General features: G+C 45.3%; 23 protein-coding genes. 13 read left to right on the forward strand and 10 right to left on the reverse strand.

Going from position 1 to position 21,218, the window contains the following annotated elements; genetic code table 11:
* Positions 1–3: 3 nt before the first annotated feature.
* Genes ibaG through mlaF form a run of 6 tightly spaced genes read right to left on the reverse strand, consistent with a single transcriptional unit; the run spans position 4 to position 3,298 of the window.
* Positions 4–258, reverse strand: coding sequence for a BolA family iron metabolism protein IbaG (gene ibaG / locus R7Q39_RS21660; protein WP_005381092.1), 255 nt, complete (start codon positions 256–258; stop codon positions 4–6).
* Positions 259–261: 3 nt separating this feature from the next.
* Entirely contained in the window at positions 262–582 is a 321-nt protein-coding gene (locus R7Q39_RS21665) for a lipid asymmetry maintenance protein MlaB (RefSeq protein WP_005381093.1), read from the reverse strand.
* Positions 582–1,220 (reverse strand): phospholipid-binding protein MlaC, encoded by a 639-nt coding sequence (gene mlaC, locus R7Q39_RS21670; protein ID WP_005381098.1) that lies wholly within the window; start codon positions 1,218–1,220, stop codon positions 582–584. Before mlaC ends, R7Q39_RS21665 begins: the two co-directional genes overlap by 1 nt.
* 2 nt (positions 1,221–1,222) lie before the next feature.
* Positions 1,223–1,711, reverse strand: a complete 489-nt coding sequence (gene mlaD / locus R7Q39_RS21675) for an outer membrane lipid asymmetry maintenance protein MlaD (RefSeq protein ID WP_005381099.1) — start codon at positions 1,709–1,711, stop codon at positions 1,223–1,225.
* A gap of 2 nt (positions 1,712–1,713) precedes the next feature.
* The gene (mlaE, locus tag R7Q39_RS21680) at positions 1,714–2,505 is read right to left on the reverse strand and encodes a lipid asymmetry maintenance ABC transporter permease subunit MlaE (protein ID WP_005381100.1); all 792 of its coding nucleotides are present in this window, start codon (positions 2,503–2,505) and stop codon (positions 1,714–1,716) included.
* Positions 2,495–3,298, reverse strand: a complete 804-nt coding sequence (gene mlaF / locus R7Q39_RS21685; protein ID WP_005388422.1) for a phospholipid ABC transporter ATP-binding protein MlaF — start codon at positions 3,296–3,298, stop codon at positions 2,495–2,497. Before mlaF ends, mlaE begins: the two co-directional genes overlap by 11 nt.
* Before the next feature lie 374 nt (positions 3,299–3,672).
* On the opposite strand from mlaF, the gene R7Q39_RS21690 reads away from it, so the two are divergent.
* From R7Q39_RS21690 to mgtE, 11 genes are all read left to right on the forward strand, one after another.
* On the forward strand, positions 3,673–4,638 hold the full coding sequence (locus tag R7Q39_RS21690) for a calcium/sodium antiporter (RefSeq protein ID WP_005381102.1): 966 nt from the start codon (positions 3,673–3,675) through the stop codon (positions 4,636–4,638).
* Between the two features lie 29 nt (positions 4,639–4,667).
* Positions 4,668–5,639, forward strand: coding sequence for an arabinose-5-phosphate isomerase KdsD (gene kdsD, locus R7Q39_RS21695; protein ID WP_005381104.1), 972 nt, complete (start codon positions 4,668–4,670; stop codon positions 5,637–5,639).
* 86 nt (positions 5,640–5,725) lie between these two features.
* Positions 5,726–6,289, forward strand: a complete 564-nt coding sequence (lptC, locus tag R7Q39_RS21700) for an LPS export ABC transporter periplasmic protein LptC (protein WP_005381106.1) — start codon at positions 5,726–5,728, stop codon at positions 6,287–6,289.
* A complete protein-coding gene (gene lptA, locus R7Q39_RS21705) occupies positions 6,270–6,764 on the forward strand; it encodes a lipopolysaccharide transport periplasmic protein LptA (RefSeq protein WP_005381109.1) in 495 nt (164 codons plus the stop codon). The genes lptC and lptA overlap by 20 nt, the downstream gene beginning before the upstream one ends.
* 1 nt (position 6,765) lies before the next feature.
* A complete protein-coding gene (gene lptB / locus R7Q39_RS21710; RefSeq protein ID WP_005381111.1) occupies positions 6,766–7,491 on the forward strand; it encodes an LPS export ABC transporter ATP-binding protein in 726 nt (241 codons plus the stop codon).
* 50 nt (positions 7,492–7,541) lie between these two features.
* On the forward strand, positions 7,542–9,011 hold the full coding sequence (locus R7Q39_RS21715) for an RNA polymerase factor sigma-54 (protein ID WP_318076808.1): 1,470 nt from the start codon (positions 7,542–7,544) through the stop codon (positions 9,009–9,011).
* A 24-nt stretch (positions 9,012–9,035) separates the two neighbouring features.
* Positions 9,036–9,323: a ribosome hibernation promoting factor gene (hpf, locus tag R7Q39_RS21720; RefSeq protein WP_005381114.1), complete on the forward strand. Its 288-nt coding sequence runs from the start codon at positions 9,036–9,038 to the stop codon at positions 9,321–9,323.
* Between the two features lie 2 nt (positions 9,324–9,325).
* Positions 9,326–9,772 (forward strand): PTS IIA-like nitrogen regulatory protein PtsN, encoded by a 447-nt coding sequence (gene ptsN, locus R7Q39_RS21725; protein WP_005381116.1) that lies wholly within the window; start codon positions 9,326–9,328, stop codon positions 9,770–9,772.
* 14 nt (positions 9,773–9,786) lie between these two features.
* Positions 9,787–10,650 (forward strand): RNase adapter RapZ, encoded by an 864-nt coding sequence (rapZ, locus tag R7Q39_RS21730; RefSeq protein ID WP_054577138.1) that lies wholly within the window; start codon positions 9,787–9,789, stop codon positions 10,648–10,650.
* Between the two features lie 2 nt (positions 10,651–10,652).
* Positions 10,653–10,928, forward strand: coding sequence for an HPr family phosphocarrier protein (locus R7Q39_RS21735; protein ID WP_005381120.1), 276 nt, complete (start codon positions 10,653–10,655; stop codon positions 10,926–10,928).
* Between the two features lie 148 nt (positions 10,929–11,076).
* Positions 11,077–12,435, forward strand: a complete 1,359-nt coding sequence (gene mgtE, locus R7Q39_RS21740; protein ID WP_005381121.1) for a magnesium transporter — start codon at positions 11,077–11,079, stop codon at positions 12,433–12,435.
* A gap of 64 nt (positions 12,436–12,499) precedes the next feature.
* Here the strand turns inward: mgtE and pmbA are convergent, their stop codons facing one another.
* Positions 12,500–13,843 carry a metalloprotease PmbA gene (gene pmbA / locus R7Q39_RS21745; protein ID WP_054577139.1) on the reverse strand — a complete coding sequence of 448 codons (1,344 nt, stop codon included), beginning with the start codon at positions 13,841–13,843 and terminating at the stop codon, positions 12,500–12,502.
* A 110-nt stretch (positions 13,844–13,953) separates the two neighbouring features.
* Between pmbA and yjgA the strand changes: the two genes are divergently transcribed.
* Complete coding sequence (gene yjgA, locus R7Q39_RS21750; RefSeq protein ID WP_005381124.1) at positions 13,954–14,481, forward strand: ribosome biogenesis factor YjgA; 528 nt, start codon at positions 13,954–13,956, stop codon at positions 14,479–14,481.
* Between the two features lie 89 nt (positions 14,482–14,570).
* Here the strand turns inward: yjgA and R7Q39_RS21755 are convergent, their stop codons facing one another.
* Both R7Q39_RS21755 and R7Q39_RS21760 read right to left on the reverse strand, forming a co-directional pair.
* Positions 14,571–15,533: a D-2-hydroxyacid dehydrogenase gene (locus R7Q39_RS21755; RefSeq protein ID WP_170894148.1), complete on the reverse strand. Its 963-nt coding sequence runs from the start codon at positions 15,531–15,533 to the stop codon at positions 14,571–14,573.
* A gap of 103 nt (positions 15,534–15,636) precedes the next feature.
* Entirely contained in the window at positions 15,637–16,389 is a 753-nt protein-coding gene (locus R7Q39_RS21760) for a pseudouridine synthase (RefSeq protein WP_158156917.1), read from the reverse strand.
* Positions 16,390–16,731: 342 nt separating this feature from the next.
* Between R7Q39_RS21760 and R7Q39_RS21765 the strand changes: the two genes are divergently transcribed.
* Positions 16,732–17,997 carry an NRAMP family divalent metal transporter gene (locus tag R7Q39_RS21765; RefSeq protein ID WP_318076809.1) on the forward strand — a complete coding sequence of 422 codons (1,266 nt, stop codon included), beginning with the start codon at positions 16,732–16,734 and terminating at the stop codon, positions 17,995–17,997.
* A gap of 109 nt (positions 17,998–18,106) precedes the next feature.
* Here the strand turns inward: R7Q39_RS21765 and rapA are convergent, their stop codons facing one another.
* Entirely contained in the window at positions 18,107–21,016 is a 2,910-nt protein-coding gene (rapA, locus tag R7Q39_RS21770; RefSeq protein ID WP_005388434.1) for an RNA polymerase-associated protein RapA, read from the reverse strand.
* Positions 21,017–21,218: the final 202 nt, after the last annotated feature.

A 21,218-nucleotide genomic window follows, 5' to 3' on the forward strand; every position in this document is an offset into this window, starting at 1 on the left:
ACCTTAAAGCGACATCAATTTCTTATCACGAGCCCACTCTTCTGGTGTGAACGCTTTGATTGATAATGCGTGAATGTCGTTACGCTGGATGTATTCCATCAGAGGAGCATAAATTAGCTGCTGCTTCTTAACGCGGCTCATTCCATCGAAACAAGCATCAACAGCAACCACTTCATAGTGGCTACCTTCACCTTTCACATGCACTTCTTGAAGGTTTAGTGCTTCTTCTAATAACTGTTGTACTTTTGCGCTATCCACAATTTACCCCTGATAATTCTGTATGTGTTTGGCCACTAAAGATTCAACATTGCTCAGTTGAAACAAAGTGCGCAGTTGCGCCGGCACGAAACTGAGCATTATATGACAGTTTTGCTTTTTTGCATGCTCTAATAAGTGGATTAACATCACCATTCCTGCAGAGTCGACGCGCTCTATCTCTTTTAGCGAGCATTCCAGCTCCGATTGAGCAGGTTGCCATTGCTGTGCATACGCCCACAATGAAGGCACTGTATCTCTATCAAGTGCCCCTGTTAGCTTAAGAATGTTTTGATCCAATTGCCACTGAGCGGGAGTCTGGGCCATTATTTCTTAGCCTCGAAGCGGATCGGTTCTGCGGCCAATTTTTCTAGGTCTTTAGCAACAGATAGAATACCTTCTTGACGAATTTTACTGTTCCATTCGGATTGTTTACTAGAAAGCAAACTAATGCCCTCTGCAATCATATCGAATGCTTCCCACTCACCAGACTGGTTGTCTTTACGCAGTTTAAACTCAAGTTTGATGTTTGGACGCGGAGTATCGATGATATCAACTTTAATGCTTGTAATACGCTTAGAGTCATCAATGCTAGGCTCAGGACCAAACTCAATTTTTTGGTCAGAGTATTGCGTCAACACTTGTGCATAAGACGCAATCAGGTACGCACGAAATGCATCGATAAACTCAAGTACATCTTCACGCTTAGCACCTTTTAAGTTTGGACCAAGAAGTTTTAACCCTGCATAGCGGTAGTTGACGTAAGGCATTAGCTCTTCTTCAACGATCACTTTAAGTAAATTTGGATCTTGTTTGATTTTCGGCTGTTCGGCTTTCAATCTTTCGAACGTGACTTCAGCTACCTGCTTCATCATCTTATAAGGTTCAGTTTTATCCACCTCTGCTGCTGTTGCTCCAAAGACGCTAAACACAGCACAAACTGAAAGTAGTAATCTCGCTAACATAGTTATTCCTTACTTGAGTCGTCTGAACCACCTACGCTGTATAGTACTTGACCAATTAAGTCTTCAAGCACAAGCGCCGATTTGGTGTCTTCGATGGTATCACCATCCACCAGCATGACTTCATCATCAAAAACGAAGCCAGGTACTAAACCAATGTATTGCTCACCAATCAGGCCAGATGTCAAAATTTGTACGCTCGACGTTTCTGGGAACTGATTGTATTTGCTATTGATAGATAGTGTTACAACTGGCAATAAGTTGTCTGGGTTAAGCGAAATACTACTTACTCGACCAATCACAACGCCCCCCACTTTTACGGGAGAACGAACTTTTAAACTGCCAATATTATCGAACTCGGCTTTGAGGGTATAAGTATCACCAGAGCCAATGCTTTTTACGTCAGCAACTTGAAAAATCATCACAAGAATCGCGCAAATTCCCGCTAATACAAAGCTGCCAACCCATAATTCAGTTTTACGTGTTTGTTGCATGATTAATTCCCAAACATCAATGCGGTCAGTACAAAGTCTAATCCTAGTACTGCTAAAGAAGAATGCACAACAGTGCGCGTAGTTGCTCGGCTGATCCCTTCCGATGTTGGAATAGCATCATAACCGTTAAATAGAGCGACCCAAGTAACCGTAATTGCAAACGCAAAACATTTGATCATACTGTTACCAATGTCTTGCCCTAGCTCAACAGAGGACTGCATCGCTGACCAAAAACTGCCGTGATCAACGCCTTTCCAGTCAACACCAACAAGCTGAGCGCCCCAAATTCCCACAGCCATGAAAATCATAGCCAGTAAAGGCATTGAGATAACCCCAGCCCAAAACCGTGGTGCAATCACTCGTTTCAATGGGTCTACCGCCATCATTTCAAGGCTAGACAGTTGTTCCGTTGCTTTCATTAGACCTATCTCTGCGGTTAACGCAGAACCGGCACGACCAGCAAACAAAAGTGCAGTAACAACGGGTCCTAATTCACGGAGTAACGAAAGCGCTACCATTTGCCCCAAACTGCCTTCTGCGCCGTAATCCACCAACACAACATAGCCTTGTAGACTCAAAACCATTCCAATGAACAGACCAGATACGACGATGATCGCCAGCGACTGAACACCAACAGAATAAAGTTGCTTAACAAGCAGAGGAAAGCTTCTGATCGGTTGTGGCTTAGAAAATAGCGCCCCAATCAACATGAAAGTCGCACGACCAAATGCTCCGCAAATAGAAAGCGTGCGTCGACCCAGCGAGGCGACAAAGTGAATGAAGTTATCGACCATCAAATAAGTCCTTTTCGATACTTTGAGAAGGGAAACGAAACGGTACAGGACCGTCGGCATCACCTTGTAAGAACTGCTGGACACGAGGATCAGAGTTTTGAGTCAGCTCTTCTGGCGTACCATAGGCGATGATTTTTCCATCGGCCATCAGGTATACCCAGTCAGCAATACTCATGACTTCAGGTACGTCGTGAGAAACCACAATAGAGGTCAAACCTAACGCTTGGTTTAGATTGCTAATTAGCTCAACCAAAACGCCCATAGTGATTGGGTCTTGCCCCACAAACGGCTCATCGTACATGATCAGGTCAGGATCAAGTGCGATTGCACGAGCCAAAGCAGCGCGTCTTGCCATACCACCTGAAAGCTCACTCGGCATTAATTGCGCCGCGCCGCGTAGACCGACAGCTTCGAGCTTGAGTAACACCATGGTGCGAATCAAATCTTCCGATAAATCGGTATGCTCTCTCAATGGAAAGGCGACATTATCAAAAACATTCAAATCAGTGAATAAAGCCCCTGACTGGAACAACATGCTCATTTTCTTTCGAGCATGGTAGAGTTTTTTACGCGAGAGAGAGGGAATATTGTCGCCATCAAACCAGATCTCTCCTTGCTCGGGATACAACTGACCACCAATCAAACGCAGCAGTGTTGTTTTACCAATTCCCGATGGTCCCATAATGGCCGTCACTTTGCCCTCAGGAACATGCAGATCAATATCATCAAAGATCATGCGTTCTCCCCGTGAAAAAGTGAGGTTGTTCACGGTGACTAAATCGTTGTTCGACATATCATCTCTTCTACTGTAGGAGCGTTGCAACTCACGGAATCATCAAGCAGATACTCATCGGAGTTGAATTCTACGTTTAATAAAGTAACGTCGGTACATTTATTAGGCTGCAATCATAAGCACATTGGCGTTGAATTTAAAGCACTGTTCAATTAAATAAAGTCGAGTATATCCCTGCAATTTCTCATGGTTTATGACCTAATTAGCACGAAGTGTTTAAATCCTAGACCAGAATTGCTCATTTAAATGAGTGAGATTTACATACATTTTCGTTACTAACCTTTAATTTATTCTTCGTTTATCTTCCATTTTAGGCCGCAAAAGGTCAAAATTAGCGGTTATTCATTTTACTTATTTAATACTTAGGAATTCTCATGCTCGAAGCCGTTGCGTTGCTTATAGTCGGTCTTGTTTTGCTTGTTTGGAGTGCAGATAAACTTGTTTTTGGCTCTGCAGCGATAGCCCGCAACGTCGGTATTTCCCCGCTTGTCATCGGCATGACAATCCTTGCGATGGGCTCATCCGCCCCTGAGATGATGGTATCTGCAACCGCCGCTTGGGATGGCAAAACAGATACAGCGGTGGGTAACGTATTAGGCTCAAACATAGCGAACATTGCGTTAATCCTAGGTATTACAGCGCTGATCAAGCCTTTGTCGATTAGCTCCGCCGTCATCCGCCGAGAACTTCCACTCATGATAGCCGTAACCGTACTCGCTGGTATTCTGCTTTGGAATAGCCATCTCGGTTTTTATGAGGGTGTCTTATTGTTTGTACTCTTTGGGGCATTTTTATTTGCTATGTTGCAAATCAGCCGCAAAGAGCAAAAATCAGGTGATGTTTTTCTTGATGACCAAGAGTCAGAGATCCCAGAAGGCGTCAGTAACCCTAAAGCAATCATGTGGGTGGTTATTGGCTTGATACTGCTTCCTTTGGCAGCCAGCATGCTGGTTGATAACGCGGTAATTATTGCTAAACACTTTGGTATGAGCGACCTTGTTATCGGTCTAACTATTATCGCCATTGGCACTAGCCTGCCTGAACTGGCCGCATCACTTGCGGGAGTTTTAAAAGGTGAAGACGACATGGCTGTCGGTAACATTATCGGTTCGAATGTGTTTAACATTCTGGCGGTAATGGGGATTCCTGGCATCATTAATCCATCGGTGCTCAGTGAGTACGCGATGGGACGTGACTTCTGGGTCATGTTAGGCGTTTCATTGTTACTTGTCGCGATGTGTTTGGGTAAATCACGCAGTATTAACCGTATTGAAGGTGCCATCTTGTTTGTGTGCTTCTTAGGTTACCAAGTGTACTTATTCGCAAACATGACCGCTTAATTACCACGATCAATAAGTAGAGATCTGATATGTCCAATCAATTTGATTTTCGCGCTGCTGCTAAACAAGTTCTTGATATCGAAGTTGCTGCTCTGCAAGAGCTAGATACCTACTTTGATGATCAATTTGAAAAAGCGTGTGAACTTATCCTTTCCAACAACGGCAAAGTTGTCGTTATGGGTATTGGCAAGTCAGGCCATATTGGTAACAAGATTGCCGCCACTCTGGCAAGCACTGGGACTTCGGCGTTTTTCGTTCATCCAGGCGAAGCCGCACATGGTGACTTGGGTATGATCAGCCCTGGTGACATCGTGCTGGCAATTTCTAACTCTGGTGAATCAAACGAAATTCTGTCTCTATTTCCAGTATTAAAGCGCCTAAATATTAAGATCATCAGCATGACAGGTAAGCCAGAATCAAATATGGCCAAGCTGTCTGACTTACACCTGCAAATTACGGTACCTCAAGAAGCTTGTCCGTTAGGCCTGGCGCCAACTAGCAGTACGACTGCCACATTAGTGATGGGAGATGCATTAGCCGTAGCTCTGCTTCAAGCTCGTGGTTTTTCTGCCGAAGATTTTGCCCTATCTCACCCAGGTGGTGCACTGGGGAGAAAACTGCTACTTAAGTTGTCTGATATTATGCACTTTGGAGAAGCGTTACCTAAAGTTTCTCCTGACGCATTAATTCGCGATGCCCTGCTTGAAATTTCAGAAAAGGGGTTAGGCATGACAGCCATCGTCGATGAGCACGATGCTATGCTTGGTATATTCACCGATGGTGATTTACGTCGTACCTTAGACAAGCGTATCGATATTCATACGACGGCAATTGGCGAGGTCATGACGACAAACCCAACCACAGCACACCCTGATATGCTGGCGGTTGAAGGTTTGAACTTGATGCAGAATAAAAACATTAACGCTCTGATTTTATGTAAAGACGAAAAAATTGTGGGTGCACTGAACATGCACGATTTACTAAAAGCTGGCGTGATGTAATATCAGCACAAACATTTAAATCATTTATTAGACGAATAAAGGCAATGGTCAGGGAAGTACTGAGCTAAACGATAGGCCTTCATTATATGAGTTTTACTCGCCTTATTTATTTGCTCTTGATCTTCGTTGTAGCGTGGTGCGGTTATTACCTACTAACCCCTAAAGGCAACGACGCAATTCAAGTAGCACCAGATTCTGAACTGCCCATGTTCAGTGGTTCTGGATTAGAAAACATCACCTACGGTGAAGATGGTGTCCGCAGTTACATCATTCGCTCCACTAACTTAGACCATTATGCTAAGAGTGGAGATACTATTTTTAATAACCCGACTTTGATGGTTTACCGTGAAGGTAGCGTCATTGAATGGAAGGTGACTGCCACAAGAGCAGTGTTAGATGAAGACCAAGTTTTGACTTTATATGACAAAGTCTTAATGCAAAATCTTCTGCCTGGTGCGAGTTTTGATACCATGGCAACAGACAAATTGGTCATTAATCTAACCAATCGTGATTTTAAAGCTGACCAACAAGTGATGTTGGTTGGACCACAATTTGAAACTACTGGAGGCGCAATGCAAGGCAACTTAAAACAGCATACTGCGACTCTGACAGATGAAGTTCAAGGTCGATATGAAACCGTTACACCTTAGCCTACTGGCACTGGTATTGGCGGCGCCTCAAGCGCTGGCACTCAAGTCGGATACTCAACAGCCGGTTTACATAAACTCTGACACCCAACAGGTTGATATGAAGAGTAACCAGGTTGTTTTTGAAGGCGATGTATCTCTTAAGCAAGGGAGCATCAATATCGATGCTGATAGAATCGTGGTAACTCGCGATCCTAAAACCGAAGCAATTAAACAGATTCAAGCATTTGGTAAACCTGCGAAGTTTTCTCAGCTGATGGACGATGGTAAAACACTTAGTGGTCAAGCTACGGAGTTGGATTACCGTATTTCTACAGACGAACTGACCATGAAAGGTCAAGCGCAGCTGGCACAAGACAACAACACCATCAAAGGTTCTTCGATTCGTTACCAAATTGGTAAACAAAAGTTAGTCGCAGATAGCTCTAAGGAAGAGCGCGTTACGACCATTTTGCAACCCAATCAGATAGAGAACTAATATGGCAGTACTGAGTGCGAAAAACTTGGCGAAAAGCTACAAAAAACGCAAAGTCGTCACTGATGTTAGCTTAGAAGTTGAATCTGGTCAGATTGTTGGGCTACTCGGTCCAAACGGTGCGGGTAAAACCACCTCGTTTTACATGATTGTCGGCTTAGTACCTCGCGATGAAGGCACCATTACCATTGACGACAATGACATCAGTATTTTGCCGATGCATAGCCGTTCACGACTTGGCATTGGCTATCTTCCGCAAGAAGCGTCGATTTTCCGTAAGCTTTCAGTAGAAGATAACATCATGGCCGTACTTGAAACTCGTCAAGAAATGACGAGGGAAGAGCGCCAAGATAAACTGGAAGATTTGTTGGAAGAATTCCACATCCAGCACATCAGAACCAGTGCTGGTATGGCACTATCAGGGGGTGAGCGACGCAGGGTGGAAATCGCTCGAGCTTTAGCGGCCAACCCTCAGTTCATTTTATTGGATGAACCTTTCGCTGGTGTTGACCCAATTTCGGTTAATGACATCAAGAAAATCATTGAGCATCTGCGCGATCGTGGTCTCGGAGTGTTAATCACTGACCATAATGTACGTGAAACACTGGACGTATGTGAAAAAGCCTATATCGTGAGCCAAGGGCACCTAATTGCATCGGGAACTCCGGCAGAAGTTCTCAATAATGAACAGGTGAAACAAGTTTATCTCGGCGAACAATTCCGTCTATGATTATATTAGGAACGGTAAGATTCTGAGCATTACAAGGTAAGTAACACTGAATGAAACCTTCATTACAACTCAAGCTAGGTCAGCAGTTAGCCATGACGCCACAGTTGCAGCAAGCGATTCGCTTATTGCAATTGTCGACACTCGATCTTCAACAAGAAATCCAAGAAGCGTTGGACTCAAACCCATTATTGGAAGTTGAAGAAGGCCAAGACGAGCCTCTAGCAAACGGTGAAGATAAGTCAGCGGTCGAGGCTGCTGATAGCAACAGTGCTAGCGAACCAACAGAAATTGACGTTCCAGATAGCTCCGATGTGATAGAGAAATCAGAAATTAGCTCTGAACTTGAAATCGACACGACTTGGGATGACGTCTACAGCGCGAATACTGGTAGCACTGGCTTAGCTCTTGATGATGATATGCCCGTCTACCAAGGCGAAACCACTGAATCATTACATGATTACCTCATGTGGCAGCTTGACCTAACACCATTCAGTGAAACCGACCGCACGATTGCATTAGCGATTATTGACGCTGTTGACGACTACGGCTATTTAACTTTGTCGCCTGAAGAGATTCATGAGAGCTTCGATAATGAAGAGATAGAGTTAGACGAAGTAGAAGCCGTTCGTAAACGCATTCAACAATTCGATCCTCTTGGCGTTGCATCGCGTAACTTACAAGAATGTTTGTTACTGCAACTGACGACCTTCCCAGAAGACACGCCATGGCTTGCTGAAGCCAAAATGATACTTGCGGATCATATTAATCACCTAGGCAACCGTGACTACAAGCTCGTCATCAAAGAGACTAAGCTGAAAGAAGCCGATCTGCGTGAAGTCTTAAAGCTTATCCAACAGTTAGATCCTCGTCCAGGTAGTCGCATCACTCCTGATGATACCGAGTACGTAATTCCAGACGTATCCGTTTTTAAAGACAATGGCAAATGGACCGTTTCTATAAACCCGGATAGCGTGCCAAAATTAAAAGTAAATCAACAATATGCTCAGTTAGGCAAAGGTAATAGCGCGGATAGCCAGTACATCCGCAGCAATTTGCAAGAGGCAAAATGGTTAATTAAGAGCTTAGAGAGTAGAAACGAGACGCTACTCAAAGTTGCAAGATGTATTGTTGAACATCAACAAGATTTCTTCGAGTATGGTGAGGAAGCCATGAAGCCAATGGTACTCAATGATGTCGCTTTGGCTGTGGACATGCATGAATCCACGATTTCTCGTGTAACAACGCAAAAATTTATGCATACACCACGTGGTATTTTTGAATTGAAGTACTTCTTCTCTAGCCATGTTAGTACTGACAATGGCGGAGAATGTTCGTCAACAGCAATTCGTGCACTCATTAAAAAACTGGTCGCAGCAGAGAATACTGCCAAACCACTGAGTGATAGCAAGATTGCTGCTCTTCTGGCTGACCAAGGGATTCAGGTCGCAAGACGTACGATAGCCAAATATCGCGAATCCTTGGGAATTGCCCCTTCAAGTCAGCGTAAACGCCTATTATAAGGCACTAACTGAAAAGGAAAGTCTATGCAAATCAATATTCAAGGCCATCACGTTGATCTTACCGATTCAATGCAAGACTATGTAAATTCTAAGTTTCAGAAGCTCGAAAGGTTCTTCGACCATATCAATCAAGTGCATGTTGTACTAAAAGTTGAAAAAATTACTCAAATCGCGGAAGCTACGCTTCACATAAATCAAGGCGAAATCCACGCATCAGCCGATGACGAAAATATGTATGCCGCGATCGATTCGCTGGTAGATAAATTGGTTCGCCAACTTAATAAGCACAAAGAAAAACTAAACAGTCATTAATCATGCAACTGAGCGAAATACTGTCATTGGACTGCACCAAAAGTGCGGTCCACTGCACGAGTAAAAAACGCGCCCTTGAAATGATCAGCCGTATCGTGGCTGATCAAACGGGCCAAGATTCTACCGAGCTGTTCGAATGCATGCTCAATAGAGAAAAAATGGGCAGTACCGGTATCGGAAACGGTATTGCGATCCCTCACGCGAGAATGCAATCAAGCGACAAGGCCATTGCTGTCTTACTGCAATGTGATGAAGCAATCGAATTTGATGCGATTGACAATCGACCTGTCGATCTTCTTTTTGCGCTCCTTGTACCAGAAGAACAGTGCAAAGAGCACCTCAAGACTCTATCCTCTATGGCAGAACGTCTGAGCGATAAGCAAGTATTAAAACTACTGCGTAATGCTCAGAGTGATGAAGAACTTTACGACATCATGATTCACCAATAAGCAGGACTAACTCCATGCGACTAATCGTTGTTAGCGGGCACTCAGGTGCCGGTAAAAGTATTGCGCTTCGTGTACTGGAAGACTTAGGTTACTACTGTGTTGATAACCTGCCAGTTAACTTGCTGGACGCATTTGTTCATTCTGTTGCTGACAGCAAACAGAATGTTGCAGTCAGCATTGATATTCGTAATATTCCTAAAAAGCTAAAAGAACTGACGAGTACACTAGAACAGTTAAAAACTGAGCTTGATGTGACCGTGCTTTTCTTGGACGCTAATAAAGAAACGCTACTCAAACGCTACAGCGAAACACGCCGAATTCACCCGTTATCTTTAGGTGGCACCTCCCTCTCGCTCGATCAAGCCATCGAGCGTGAGAAGCAAATTTTGACGCCACTCAAAGCGCATGCAGATCTGGTCCTAAATAGTAGTGGGCAGTCTTTGCATGAATTGAGTGAAACCGTGCGTATGCGCGTTGAAGGCAGAGATCGCAAAGGGCTCGTTATGGTATTTGAGTCTTTTGGTTTTAAATACGGCCTGCCTTCCGATGCCGATTACGTATTCGACGTTCGCTTCTTACCTAACCCACATTGGGAACCAGCACTACGCCCGCTTACAGGTCTGGATGCTCCTATCGCCGCATTTTTAGAGCAACACCAATCGGTGTTAAGTTTGAAATATCAAATTGAAAGCTTTATAGAGAATTGGTTACCTCTGCTTGAGAAAAACAACCGCAGCTACCTGACCGTTGCAATCGGTTGTACTGGTGGTAAGCACCGCTCGGTGTACTTAACTCAGCAAATCGGTGAATACTTCTCCAACAAAGGACACCAAGTACAAATTCGCCATACCTCACTAGAGAAAAACGCTAAGGAGTAGCCGTGGAGTTAAGTCGTAAAGTATTGATTCAAAACCGCCTTGGCTTACATGCTCGTGCAGCAGTCAAACTGGTCGAACTGGCACAGAGCTTTGAAGCGGTCATCACCATCGACAATGAAGAAGACAAAACCGCCACAGCAGACAGCGTAATGGGCCTGTTAATGCTAGAGTCCGCTCAAGGACAATACGTCACGATCCACGCAACGGGTGGGCAAGCGGAAGAAGCACTGGATGCCGTTTGCCACTTGATCGAAGATAAATTTGATGAAGGCGAGTAGTTTACTCGCTTTTTTCTTACCTCCCATTATCTTTCTCTTCCCTGACCTAATAAATAAATTTGCTTAGTATCATAAGTTGTTATTAAAAGGCGCCTAGAATTAAGTTATTATTCAACGCATTGTAAATATCAGGAATTGGGAGGAATGAATGGCAGAGCAAATTGAATTCGACCAAGCTCACCAAGCCCTCCAAGAAGTCACAGAAGCGCTAGAAAATGGCCGCTTCGTCCATGTTCGTCGTCAATTACAGGACATGGAACCTGAGGATATCGCTCACCTTTTAGAAGCCTCCCCACGTAAGAGCCGTGAAGTTCTTTGGCAACTCACCGACCCTGAAGATTATGGTGAAATCCTTGACGAGCTGAACGAAGACGTCAAAGACAGCCTCGTATCCAAAATGGCACCAGAAGCGCTTGCAGAAGCGACAGAAGGCATGGATACCGATGACGTGGCTTACGTACTGCGTAGCTTGCCTGACAACCTGTCACGCGAAGTCCTGTCGCAAATGGACTCATCTGACCGCCTACGGGTCGAAACCGCCCTATCCTACCCAGAAGACACCGCGGGTGGACTGATGAACACCGACGTCATCACAATTCGTGGTGACGTAGATGTGGACGTAGTTTTGCGTTATCTACGTATGAAAGGCGAGCTTCCAGAAGCTACAGATGCCCTGTATGTGATCGATGAAGAGAGTAAGCTCATCGGTGAACTGCCGATCACGACGCTTATTACCACTCAGCCAGACGTAAAAATCATTGATGTAATGGAAGACGCGGACGAGGCCATCACCGTCGATACTAGCGACTCAGATGTTGCGAGTCTGTTCGAACGCCGTAATTGGGTATCTGCACCTGTTGTTGATGAAAACTTGCATTTGGTCGGTCGTATCACCATCGATGACGTGGTTGACGTTATTCGTGAAGACGCGGAACACTCGATGATGAGTATGGCGGGTATGGACGATGACGAAGATACTTTCGCGCCTGTTGTAAAATCAGCTCGCAAACGCAGTATCTGGCTTGGCGCTAACGTATTAGCCGCCCTTGCTGCTGCTTCCGTTTCTAATATGTTTGAGGCCACATTAGATCAAATGGCGGCCATTGCGGTATTGATGACGATTGTTCCGTCCATGGGTGGTGTCGCTGGTAACCAAACTGTCGCACTAGTGATTCGTGGTCTTGCTCTTGGTCATATCGGTGACTCAAACAAACGCGAACTGTTAATGAAAGAAGCCTCGATCGGCTTACTCAACGGTATCATGTGGGCGCTGATTATTGGTGGTATTGTTGTTGCTTGGAAAGGTAACTGGATGCTCGGAGGAATCATTTCCGCCGCCATGCTGACCAACTTATTGGTCGCAGGTATTGCCGGAGTAACGATTCCAATCCTATTGAAAAAAATGAACATCGATCCTGCTTTAGCTGGTGGTATGGCATTAACAACGGTGACGGATGTGATTGGTTTATCTGTCTTCTTAGGGCTTGCCACAATACTGATTACCTAACAGAAAAAACGAAAAAGCCTGATGAACACATCAGGCTTTTTTGATTCTGAATTGCTAGAAAAGCTTATTCACCCGCCACTTTCATGGTATCCAGTAGGATAGAGCCTGTTTGGATTTGTGAGCGCGTTTCAATATCACTACCAACCGCTACAATCTTGGTGAACATGTCTTTTAGATTACCTGCGATGGTAATTTCTGATACTGGGTATTGGATCTCGCCGTTCTCAACCCAGAAGCCTGCGGCACCGCGAGAGTAATCACCCGTTACCACGTTCACACCTTGTCCCATGACTTCTGTCACTAGAAGACCAGTACCGAGCTCTTTAAGCATTTGTTCGAAGTTTTGGCCTGTCGACTTCACGTACCAGTTATGAATCCCACCAGCGTGACCTGTCGGCGTCATCTTCATTTTACGTGCGGCATAACTGGTTAACAGATAAGTTGCTAGCACACCGTCGGTAATGATCTCACGGTCTTGAGTGTACACACCTTCACTATCGAATGGACTTGATGCCAAACCACGCAATACATGCGGACGTTCTGAGATATTGAACCATTCCGGAAGCACTTGTTTGCCTAGATGGTCAAGTAAGAAAGAAGATTTTCGGTACAGGTTACCACCGCTGATCGCCATAACGAGATGGCCAATCAAGCCTGTCGCAACATCAGCCGCAAACATGATTGGGTATTGACCTGTTTTTAGACGCTGCGCATCTAAGCGGTTAACCGTATTCTCTGCCGCCTTACGACCCACCGTTTCTGGGGTCCATAAGTCATCACGATGACGTGCCACGGTGTAGCTGTAATCACGTTCCATCTCGCCGTTTTGACCAACGCCAATTACACAACAGCTAGTACTATGGCGGCTAGACGCATAACTAGCTAATAAGCCATGGCTATTGCCATACACTTTCACGCCGTAATGACTATCATAACTCGCGCCATCACTTTGCTTGATTGCATTGTTATAACTTAGCGCCTCTTTTTCTGCTGCAATCGCCACATTGGCAGCATAGTCTGGATCGGGTGCGTCTGGGTGGAAAAGATCAAGCTCAGGTATCTCTTGCACCATGTATTCTTTTGCTGCAGGGCCTGCAAATGGGTCTTCAGATGTGTAATGTGCAATATCTAGCGCCGCTATAACGGTTTGCTCGATTGCAGCTTCACTTAAATCAGACGTGGAAGCACTGCCTTTGCGTTGACCTCGGTAAACGGTAATGCCCAGCGCACCATCGCTGTTGAACTCGACATTTTCTACTTCACCCATACGAGTTGAAACACTTAAACCAGTGCTTTTAGTAATTGCGACTTCGGCGGCGTCAGATTTTGCCGATGCAAGCTTTAAAGCTCTTGCGACGGCTTGCTCTAGCTCGGTACGTTGCTCAGCAACCTGCTGTTTAATATCCATTGTCTTTCACATCTTGTCTTTGATGAACAATAGGATAACAAGAATTTCGCTTTCTCCCCATGATTCTTGTTAAAATAGTCATAATATTAATCAAAACACAGGCAACTGAAATGGCACGTAAGAATCAAAAAGCGCCATGGGAACCAGAAGAAGAGATCATCTGGGTAAGTAAATCCGAGATGAAGCGAGACATGGAAGAACTGCAAAAGCTAGGTGAGGAGCTTGTCGGCCTCAAACCTTCAGTTCTAGAAAAGTTTCCATTGAGCGAAGATTTGCGAGAAGCAATTGCTGACGCGCAACGCTTTAAAAATGAAGCGCGTCGTCGCCAATTACAACGTATCGGTAAATTGATGCGTTACGAAGATCCAGAGCCAATCCAAGCCGCACTGGATAAAATTCGTAATAAGCACTCTCAATTAACGGCGGTATTCCACAAACTTGAAGCGTTGCGTGATCGCGTAGTGGAAGAAGGTGACAAAGCCATTGATGACGTAATGGAAATGTACCCAGAAGCGGATCGTCAGCGTCTACGCCAACTTGCTCGCCAAGCAGCGAAAGAGAAAAAAGCTGGGAAACCAGCAAAAGCGTACCGCGAAATCTTTCAGATCCTTAAAGGTCTAAACGAAGAAGAGTTTTAATTCGACGGCTCAAGCAATGAGCATTCGATTTAAACGCAAAAAGCAGACGTCAATGTCTGCTTTTTTTATCTTTGATTTTACAGTCAGCGTTACACTAAGCGATTAACGCGGTCTCCGCGCTCGAAAGCGTTAATGTTCTCAATCAGGATTTCCGCTAAACGTTGGATAGATGAGTCGCTGCCCCATGCAACATGCGGTGTCAGTAACAAATTAGGTAAACTCATATTGGCAATCAGCGGATTGCTCTCATCTGCCGGTTCTTGTGTAAAAACATCAAAACCAGCCGCTGCAATTTCTTGCTGTTTTAAGGCATCCACCAGCGCGCTCTCATCCACCAAACCTCCACGCCCTGTATTAATCAAAATGGCGTTGGACTTCATTTGTTGCAACTCTGCTTGACCAATTAAATTCTGAGTATGATCGTTGAGCGAGCAATGCAAGGTCAGCGCATCGGAGCGTTTTAATACTTCCTCAAACGACACATAACCTGGTCTACATTCTGCCGCCCCTTTACGCTCAGAAAACAACACGGTCATTCCTAACGCTTGAGCCAGATTCGCCGTCGCTTGCCCTAGTGCCCCACTACCAACAACACCTAACGTGCTACCACCAATATCCCCGATTGGGTGAGTAAAAAAACAAAACTGCTGGTTACGCTGCCACTCACCTGCGGCAATATCTTGGTGGTACCCAAATAAATTCCGTCTTAAAGCGAATAACATTGCCATCACGTGCTCGGGCACCGAACGCGTCGCATAACCACGTACATTAGCAACCGCAATATCATGATTAGCACAGTAGTTCACATCGACGTTGTTAAAACCAGTTGCGGCAACCGCGATCATTCGTAATTTTGGTAGTTGCTCTAATACATGTTGGTCAAGCAGGACTTTATTGCTAATCACGATATCGGCATCTGCTAACCTTTCTATTACCTGCCCAGGCGCAGTTAGGTCGTACTCACGCCAGTGGTGCGGAAAGCTAGGTCGTGGGATCTCAATATGTTCTGGGATGGTCGCTCGATCTAAAAATACGATGCTTGGCAAAGACATAACAACTCCTTGTTCACGGCTGAAAGACAGGATACATCAACCACAGTAACGAAATAGCCAAAAATAGCGAACTAGAAAGAACCGCTGTTGAGTGCAATTGGCATTAAGGGTGTGGCAACGTTTTATAATCAGGCAATGTACGCTCTGGCGAAAAATAGTTAAAGATCATCGCCTCGGCTTCAGAATAAAAGTCACAGGGTACAAAAATACTGCTCAGCTGATCCGTAGCTGGATGATAAAAACTTAGCTCCGCAGCGTGCAACTCTAAACGTTCTGAAAACTGATACGCCTCTTCGCTTGCATAAAACTCATCACCCACAATCGCATGACCAATCGCCATCAAATGCACGCGTAACTGATGCGATCGACCAGTAATGGGGAGTAACCGCACAAAGGTCGTATGGGCGCCATCAGGGTGCACTTCACGCTTCACCACTTGGAATAAAGTTTGAGATGGCTTGCCGTCGTCGAAGCATACTTTTTGTCGTGGACGATTTGGCCAATCACAAATTAATGGAAGATCAATATTCCCTTCTTGCGGCTCAACATGCCCCCAAACACGTGCGTAATACACCTTGTGAGTGAGGCGATATTGGAACTGCTTTTTTAATGCTCGCTCCGCGGGTTTGTTTTTCGCCAGCAACATCAACCCTGATGTCGACATATCCAAGCGATGCACAACTTGAATTTCTGGATGCAACTCTTTGAGGCGGCTCCACATGCTGTCGTAATGCTCTGCAAGGCGACCAGGGACAGACAGCAGCCCTGATGGCTTATTCACTGCCAGAATGTCGTCATCCTCAAAAACGATATCAACCCAAGGGTCGGTGGGAGGGGTATATTCAAGCATTGCCATGGGAGATCTCTACAAAATAAAAACGCCGCGATTATATACCCAAATAGCACCCAGATGCAGGATTCTGAAGAAAAGTTCAACCCAATAAAACAAAGTCAATCCTTTAGCATGAAAACTAAAAATAGCACGTTGTAAATTTAGTTTGACAACAAGACGCATAACTGAATAGAGTGCTAGATGCACACAGCATGATATTCGCAAATAATACTTAAAATAAATACATCAAAACACAGCATTTAAAAGACATTACCGTTGCGCAGTATAGGGCGAGCGCTCAGTTTGTCATGTACTGCGGTATGTATCTCTTTAGAAAGATACATAAGATAAAAAGGACAATAAGCAATGGACTCCGCCGTTATAGATAAACCCCAATCCAAACTTTCCTTATTTTTTCGTTCGCTAGGCCCCGGCATATTAATGGCATCTGCTGCGGTCGGTGGCTCTCACCTCGTGGCATCAACCAAGGCTGGTGCGATTTATGGTTGGCAATTGGCTGCACTGATTCTGCTCGTAAACCTGTTTAAATACCCTTTTTTCCGAGCGGGCGTACAGTACACCATGGGGACAGGGCTCACCTTGGTTGAGGGCTACGCGAAATTAGGTCGGCCTTATCTATGGCTATTTCTATTTCTTAGCGTGGTATCGGCCGTCATCAATACCGCCGCTTTGTTGATGTTTAGCGCTAGCTTGCTGGGCTACTTCATTCCGTTTTCACTATCAATGGCATCACTCAGCATCATTGTGATTGTCACCTGCCTGATCATATTATTTGCTGGCCATTACAAAGCGCTCGATACGCTATCTAAGGTGATCATGTCGGTGTTAACCATCGCGACTTTACTCGCTGTTTCTATCGCCTTTGGTAACCCTGTTGAGCAAGTAGCCAACTTCGAGCCGCCGTCACCTTGGTCTATTGCGGCTATTGGTTTTATCGTTGTGACAATGGGGTGGATGCCTGCACCGATAGAGATCTCCTGTTTAACCTCAGCATGGCTAAAACGCCAATCAAGCCAGCAAGAAGTAACATACCGCTCTGCTCTATTTGACTTTAATGTCGGTTATATTGGCACGGCGTTTCTTGCCATTATCTTTGTATCGCTAGGCTCTTTGATGCTTTATGGATCTGGCGTTGCGCTTGAAAGCTCTGGTGTTGGCTTCTCCCACCAATTGGTTGGCTTATATGCGGCAACGATTGGCGAATGGTCTCGTTACTTGATCGCGGTAATTGCGTTTTTCTGTATCTTTGGCAGCACGATTACCGTTATTGATGGCTACTCGCGCGTTATTTCGGATTCTCAACGCCTACTGCGCTCGCAACCAGACACTAACCCTAAAACCACTTCAGCGATCATGCTGGTAGTCTCCTTACTTGCATTGGGTATTGTGGTTTTCTGGGCTTCTGCGTTATTGCCTATGCTGAACTTTGCGATGATCCTCGCCTTTATGACCACGCCATTCTTTGCTCTGCTAAATTACACCTTAGTGAGCAAAACTGAGTTACCTGAGCCTTTGGCTGCTGGACCTAAACTAAAGTGGTTGTCGATTGCAGGCCTGATTTACTTGTTTGGCTTCTTGGCTGTATTTATCTGGTGGAAGTGGTTGATGTAAATGAGATAGCTATCAGTGATTAATGCATTCCGCATAAAGAAACTAAACCGTAAATAAAGAAAAAGGTCTTCAACTGAAGACCTTTTTTTAATGAGCAATAAATACTTACTTAGTTGTGGCTCACCACAATCAAACGCAGCGAGTCGAGCTGAACCTGAGCTTGGTTGATATAACCAGTAAGCTCTTTAATTTGTGCGTCGATAGCTTCAATTTCTTCGTCACGAATATTTGGGTTCACCGCTTTCAGTGCTTGCAAACGCTCAAGCTCTGCATTCAAACTGTGCTGCATATCTTGATGAGCTTGTTTGCGTACTTCTTCGACCTTCTCTTCAATAAGAACATCACCGGCTTCAATTAAGCGGTGTACGTCTTTCTGTACCGACGTAACCAACTTGCTACCTAAGTGACGGTTTACAGGGCTGAGCTGGCGGTTAAAGCTTTCAAACTCCACTTGAGCAGACAAATCATTACCACGCGAGTCCATCATTAAACGGATTGGCGTTTTCGGTAAGAAGCGCGCGATACCACTGCGTTTTGGCGCTTGCGCATCTACCGCGTAAATCAACTCAAGAAGAATAGTCCCGACTGGTAACGCTTTGTTTTTCAATAGAGATACCGCAGACGTCCCCACCCCTTCACTCATAAGAAGATCGATACCACCCTGGATCATTGGGTGTTCCCAACTGATAAAGTGCATATCTTCACGAGATAACGCTGTATCACGATCAAACGTGATCGTCGCTCCTTCGTATGGCAGACCTGGGTAGCTTGGCACCATCATGTGCTCAGATGGGGTCACAATCAGGGCGTTTTCACCTTTATCGTCTTGATTCAAGCCAATCGTGTCAAAAAGAGAAAGTGCGAAGGTGACCAGATTGGTATCGCCGTCAGTTGATTCAATTTTCTCAACGATTTGTTGTGCTTTTTCCCCGCCATTTGAATGCATTTCTAATAGGCGATCACGGCCTTGCTCCAATTGGGATTTCAGCTCTTTATTCATTTTTGCTGACGCTTCAATGATCTCATCTAGCGTGCTGGTATCACCAGAGGCAAGAATTTCAATCAGATCATCGGAGTACTTATCGTAAACAGCACGGCCTGTTGGGCAGGTTTCCGCAAAAGCGTTCAGGCCTTCATCGAACCAACGTGCTAAGATCGCTTGCGATGTGCCTTTCAGGTAAGGAACATGAATGTCGATATCGCGATTTTGACCGATACGGTCCAAACGACCAATACGTTGCTCAAGCAAGTCTGGGTTGAATGGCAAGTCGAACATGACAAGTTGGTTGGCAAACTGGAAGTTACGACCTTCAGAGCCGATTTCGCTACAGATAAGAACTTGTGCTCCACCTTCTTCTTGCGCAAAGTAAGCCGCCGCTTTATCACGTTCAAGAATCGACATACCTTCGTGGAAAACGGTGGCGCGGATACCTTCACGCTCACGCAGTGCTTGCTCCAATTGCAGCGCGGTACTCGCACGAGAAGCAATCACGAGGATTTTCTCGCTGCGCTTCTCTTTTACTTTTTCAAGCAACCAATTCACACGCGAGTCAAACTGCCACCAGCTTGCGTCATCGCCTTCAAATTCTTGGAAAATTTCTTCCGGGTAAAGGTTCTTCATCGCACGTGCTTCAGAACTCATCTTACCGCCAATCATCCCAGCAACACGCATTGATGTAGTGTATTGCGGTGGAATATCCATTGGCATCAGATGCACGTTACGCGTAGGGAAGCCTTTGATGGCCGCGCGCGTGTTACGGAACAGAACACGCCCTGTACCATGACGATCCATCAAGTTATCGATCAGCTCTTGGCGTGCCGACGCTTTAGCTTCTTCGTCCGCTTCACTTTCGATAATACGGAAAAGTGGTTCTACGTCTTGTTCAGACAACAACTCAGTGATCTGGTTTTTTGCTTCATTAGGTAGCTTTTCACCGGAAAAGAGTGAAGTAATCGCATCTGCTACGGGCGCGTATTGCTCTTCTTCCTCAACGAATGCTTCGTAATCATAGAAGCGGTCTGGATCCAACAAACGCAGACGAGCAAAGTGACTCTCACGACCAAGCTGCTCTGGCGTTGCAGTCAGTAGCAACACACCAGGAGTACGTTCAGCCAAACCTTCTACCACTTGGTATTCGCGACTTGGTTTGTCTTGGCTCCACTCTAGGTGGTGCGCTTCATCGACAACCAGTAGGTCCCATTCACCTTCCAGTGCTTGTTCAAAACGCTTGCGGCTCTTGCGTAGGAAATCCAAAGAACACAGCACATATTGCTGAGTATCAAATGGGTTTTCTGCATCCGCAAACGCTTCGATACAGCGCTCTTCGTCAAAGATAGAGAAATGCAGATTGAAACGACGCATCATCTCAACCAGCCATTGATGCTGCAGTGTTTCAGGCACCACAATCAAAATGCGTTCGGCACGACCAGACAGAACTTGTTGGTGGATGATCATGCCCGCTTCGATGGTTTTACCCAAACCTACCTCATCCGCCAACAAGACGCGTGGCGCGTGACGACGGCCAACTTCGTGCGCGATGTAAAGCTGATGAGGGATCAAACCTGCACGCATACCACATAGGCCACGCATTGGGCTCTTATGCTGCTCAAACTGGTTGGTTAGCGCACGGTAACGCAGAACAAAGTTGTCCATACGGTCGATTTGACCAGCGTACAACTTATCTTGAGGTTTGTTAAAACGAATTTGGTTGCTAAGAAAAATCTCACGCAGAACAACAGCGGTTTCTTGCGTGTCTTCACGAGTACCGAAATAGGTGTAAAGACCTTCATCTTCCAGTACTTCTTCTACTTTTAGAGACCAACCTTCTTGGCAATCGATGACATCCCCAACATTAAAGGTGACTCGGGTAACAGGTGCATCGTTACGTGCGTAAACTCGGTTTTCCTCTGACGCTGCAAACATCAATGTCACAGTACGAGCATCCATTGCTACAACGGTACCTAAACCTAAATCGCTTTCCGTATCGCTAATCCAGCGCTGCCCCAAAGCAAATGTCATGAATTGACTACCTCGTTATTAGTTCTTGATTCGTATTTCTTGTTGGTCTACTCATGCCCGTGGGCATGGATAATAGTTTAGATCTGATTCTGGCTTCTGCTATGCCGATAGCATTCGTCATTTCAGTATGAACTGAGTATTTTTTAAGCCAGCTCAACATGATAAATCGGACGTAGCCTATACGCAGAAAAAGGTCGCTAAT

This window comes from Vibrio sp. 947 (assembly GCF_033339115.1).
In the GTDB taxonomy this organism is placed as follows: Bacteria; Pseudomonadota; Gammaproteobacteria; order Enterobacterales; family Vibrionaceae; genus Vibrio; species Vibrio alginolyticus.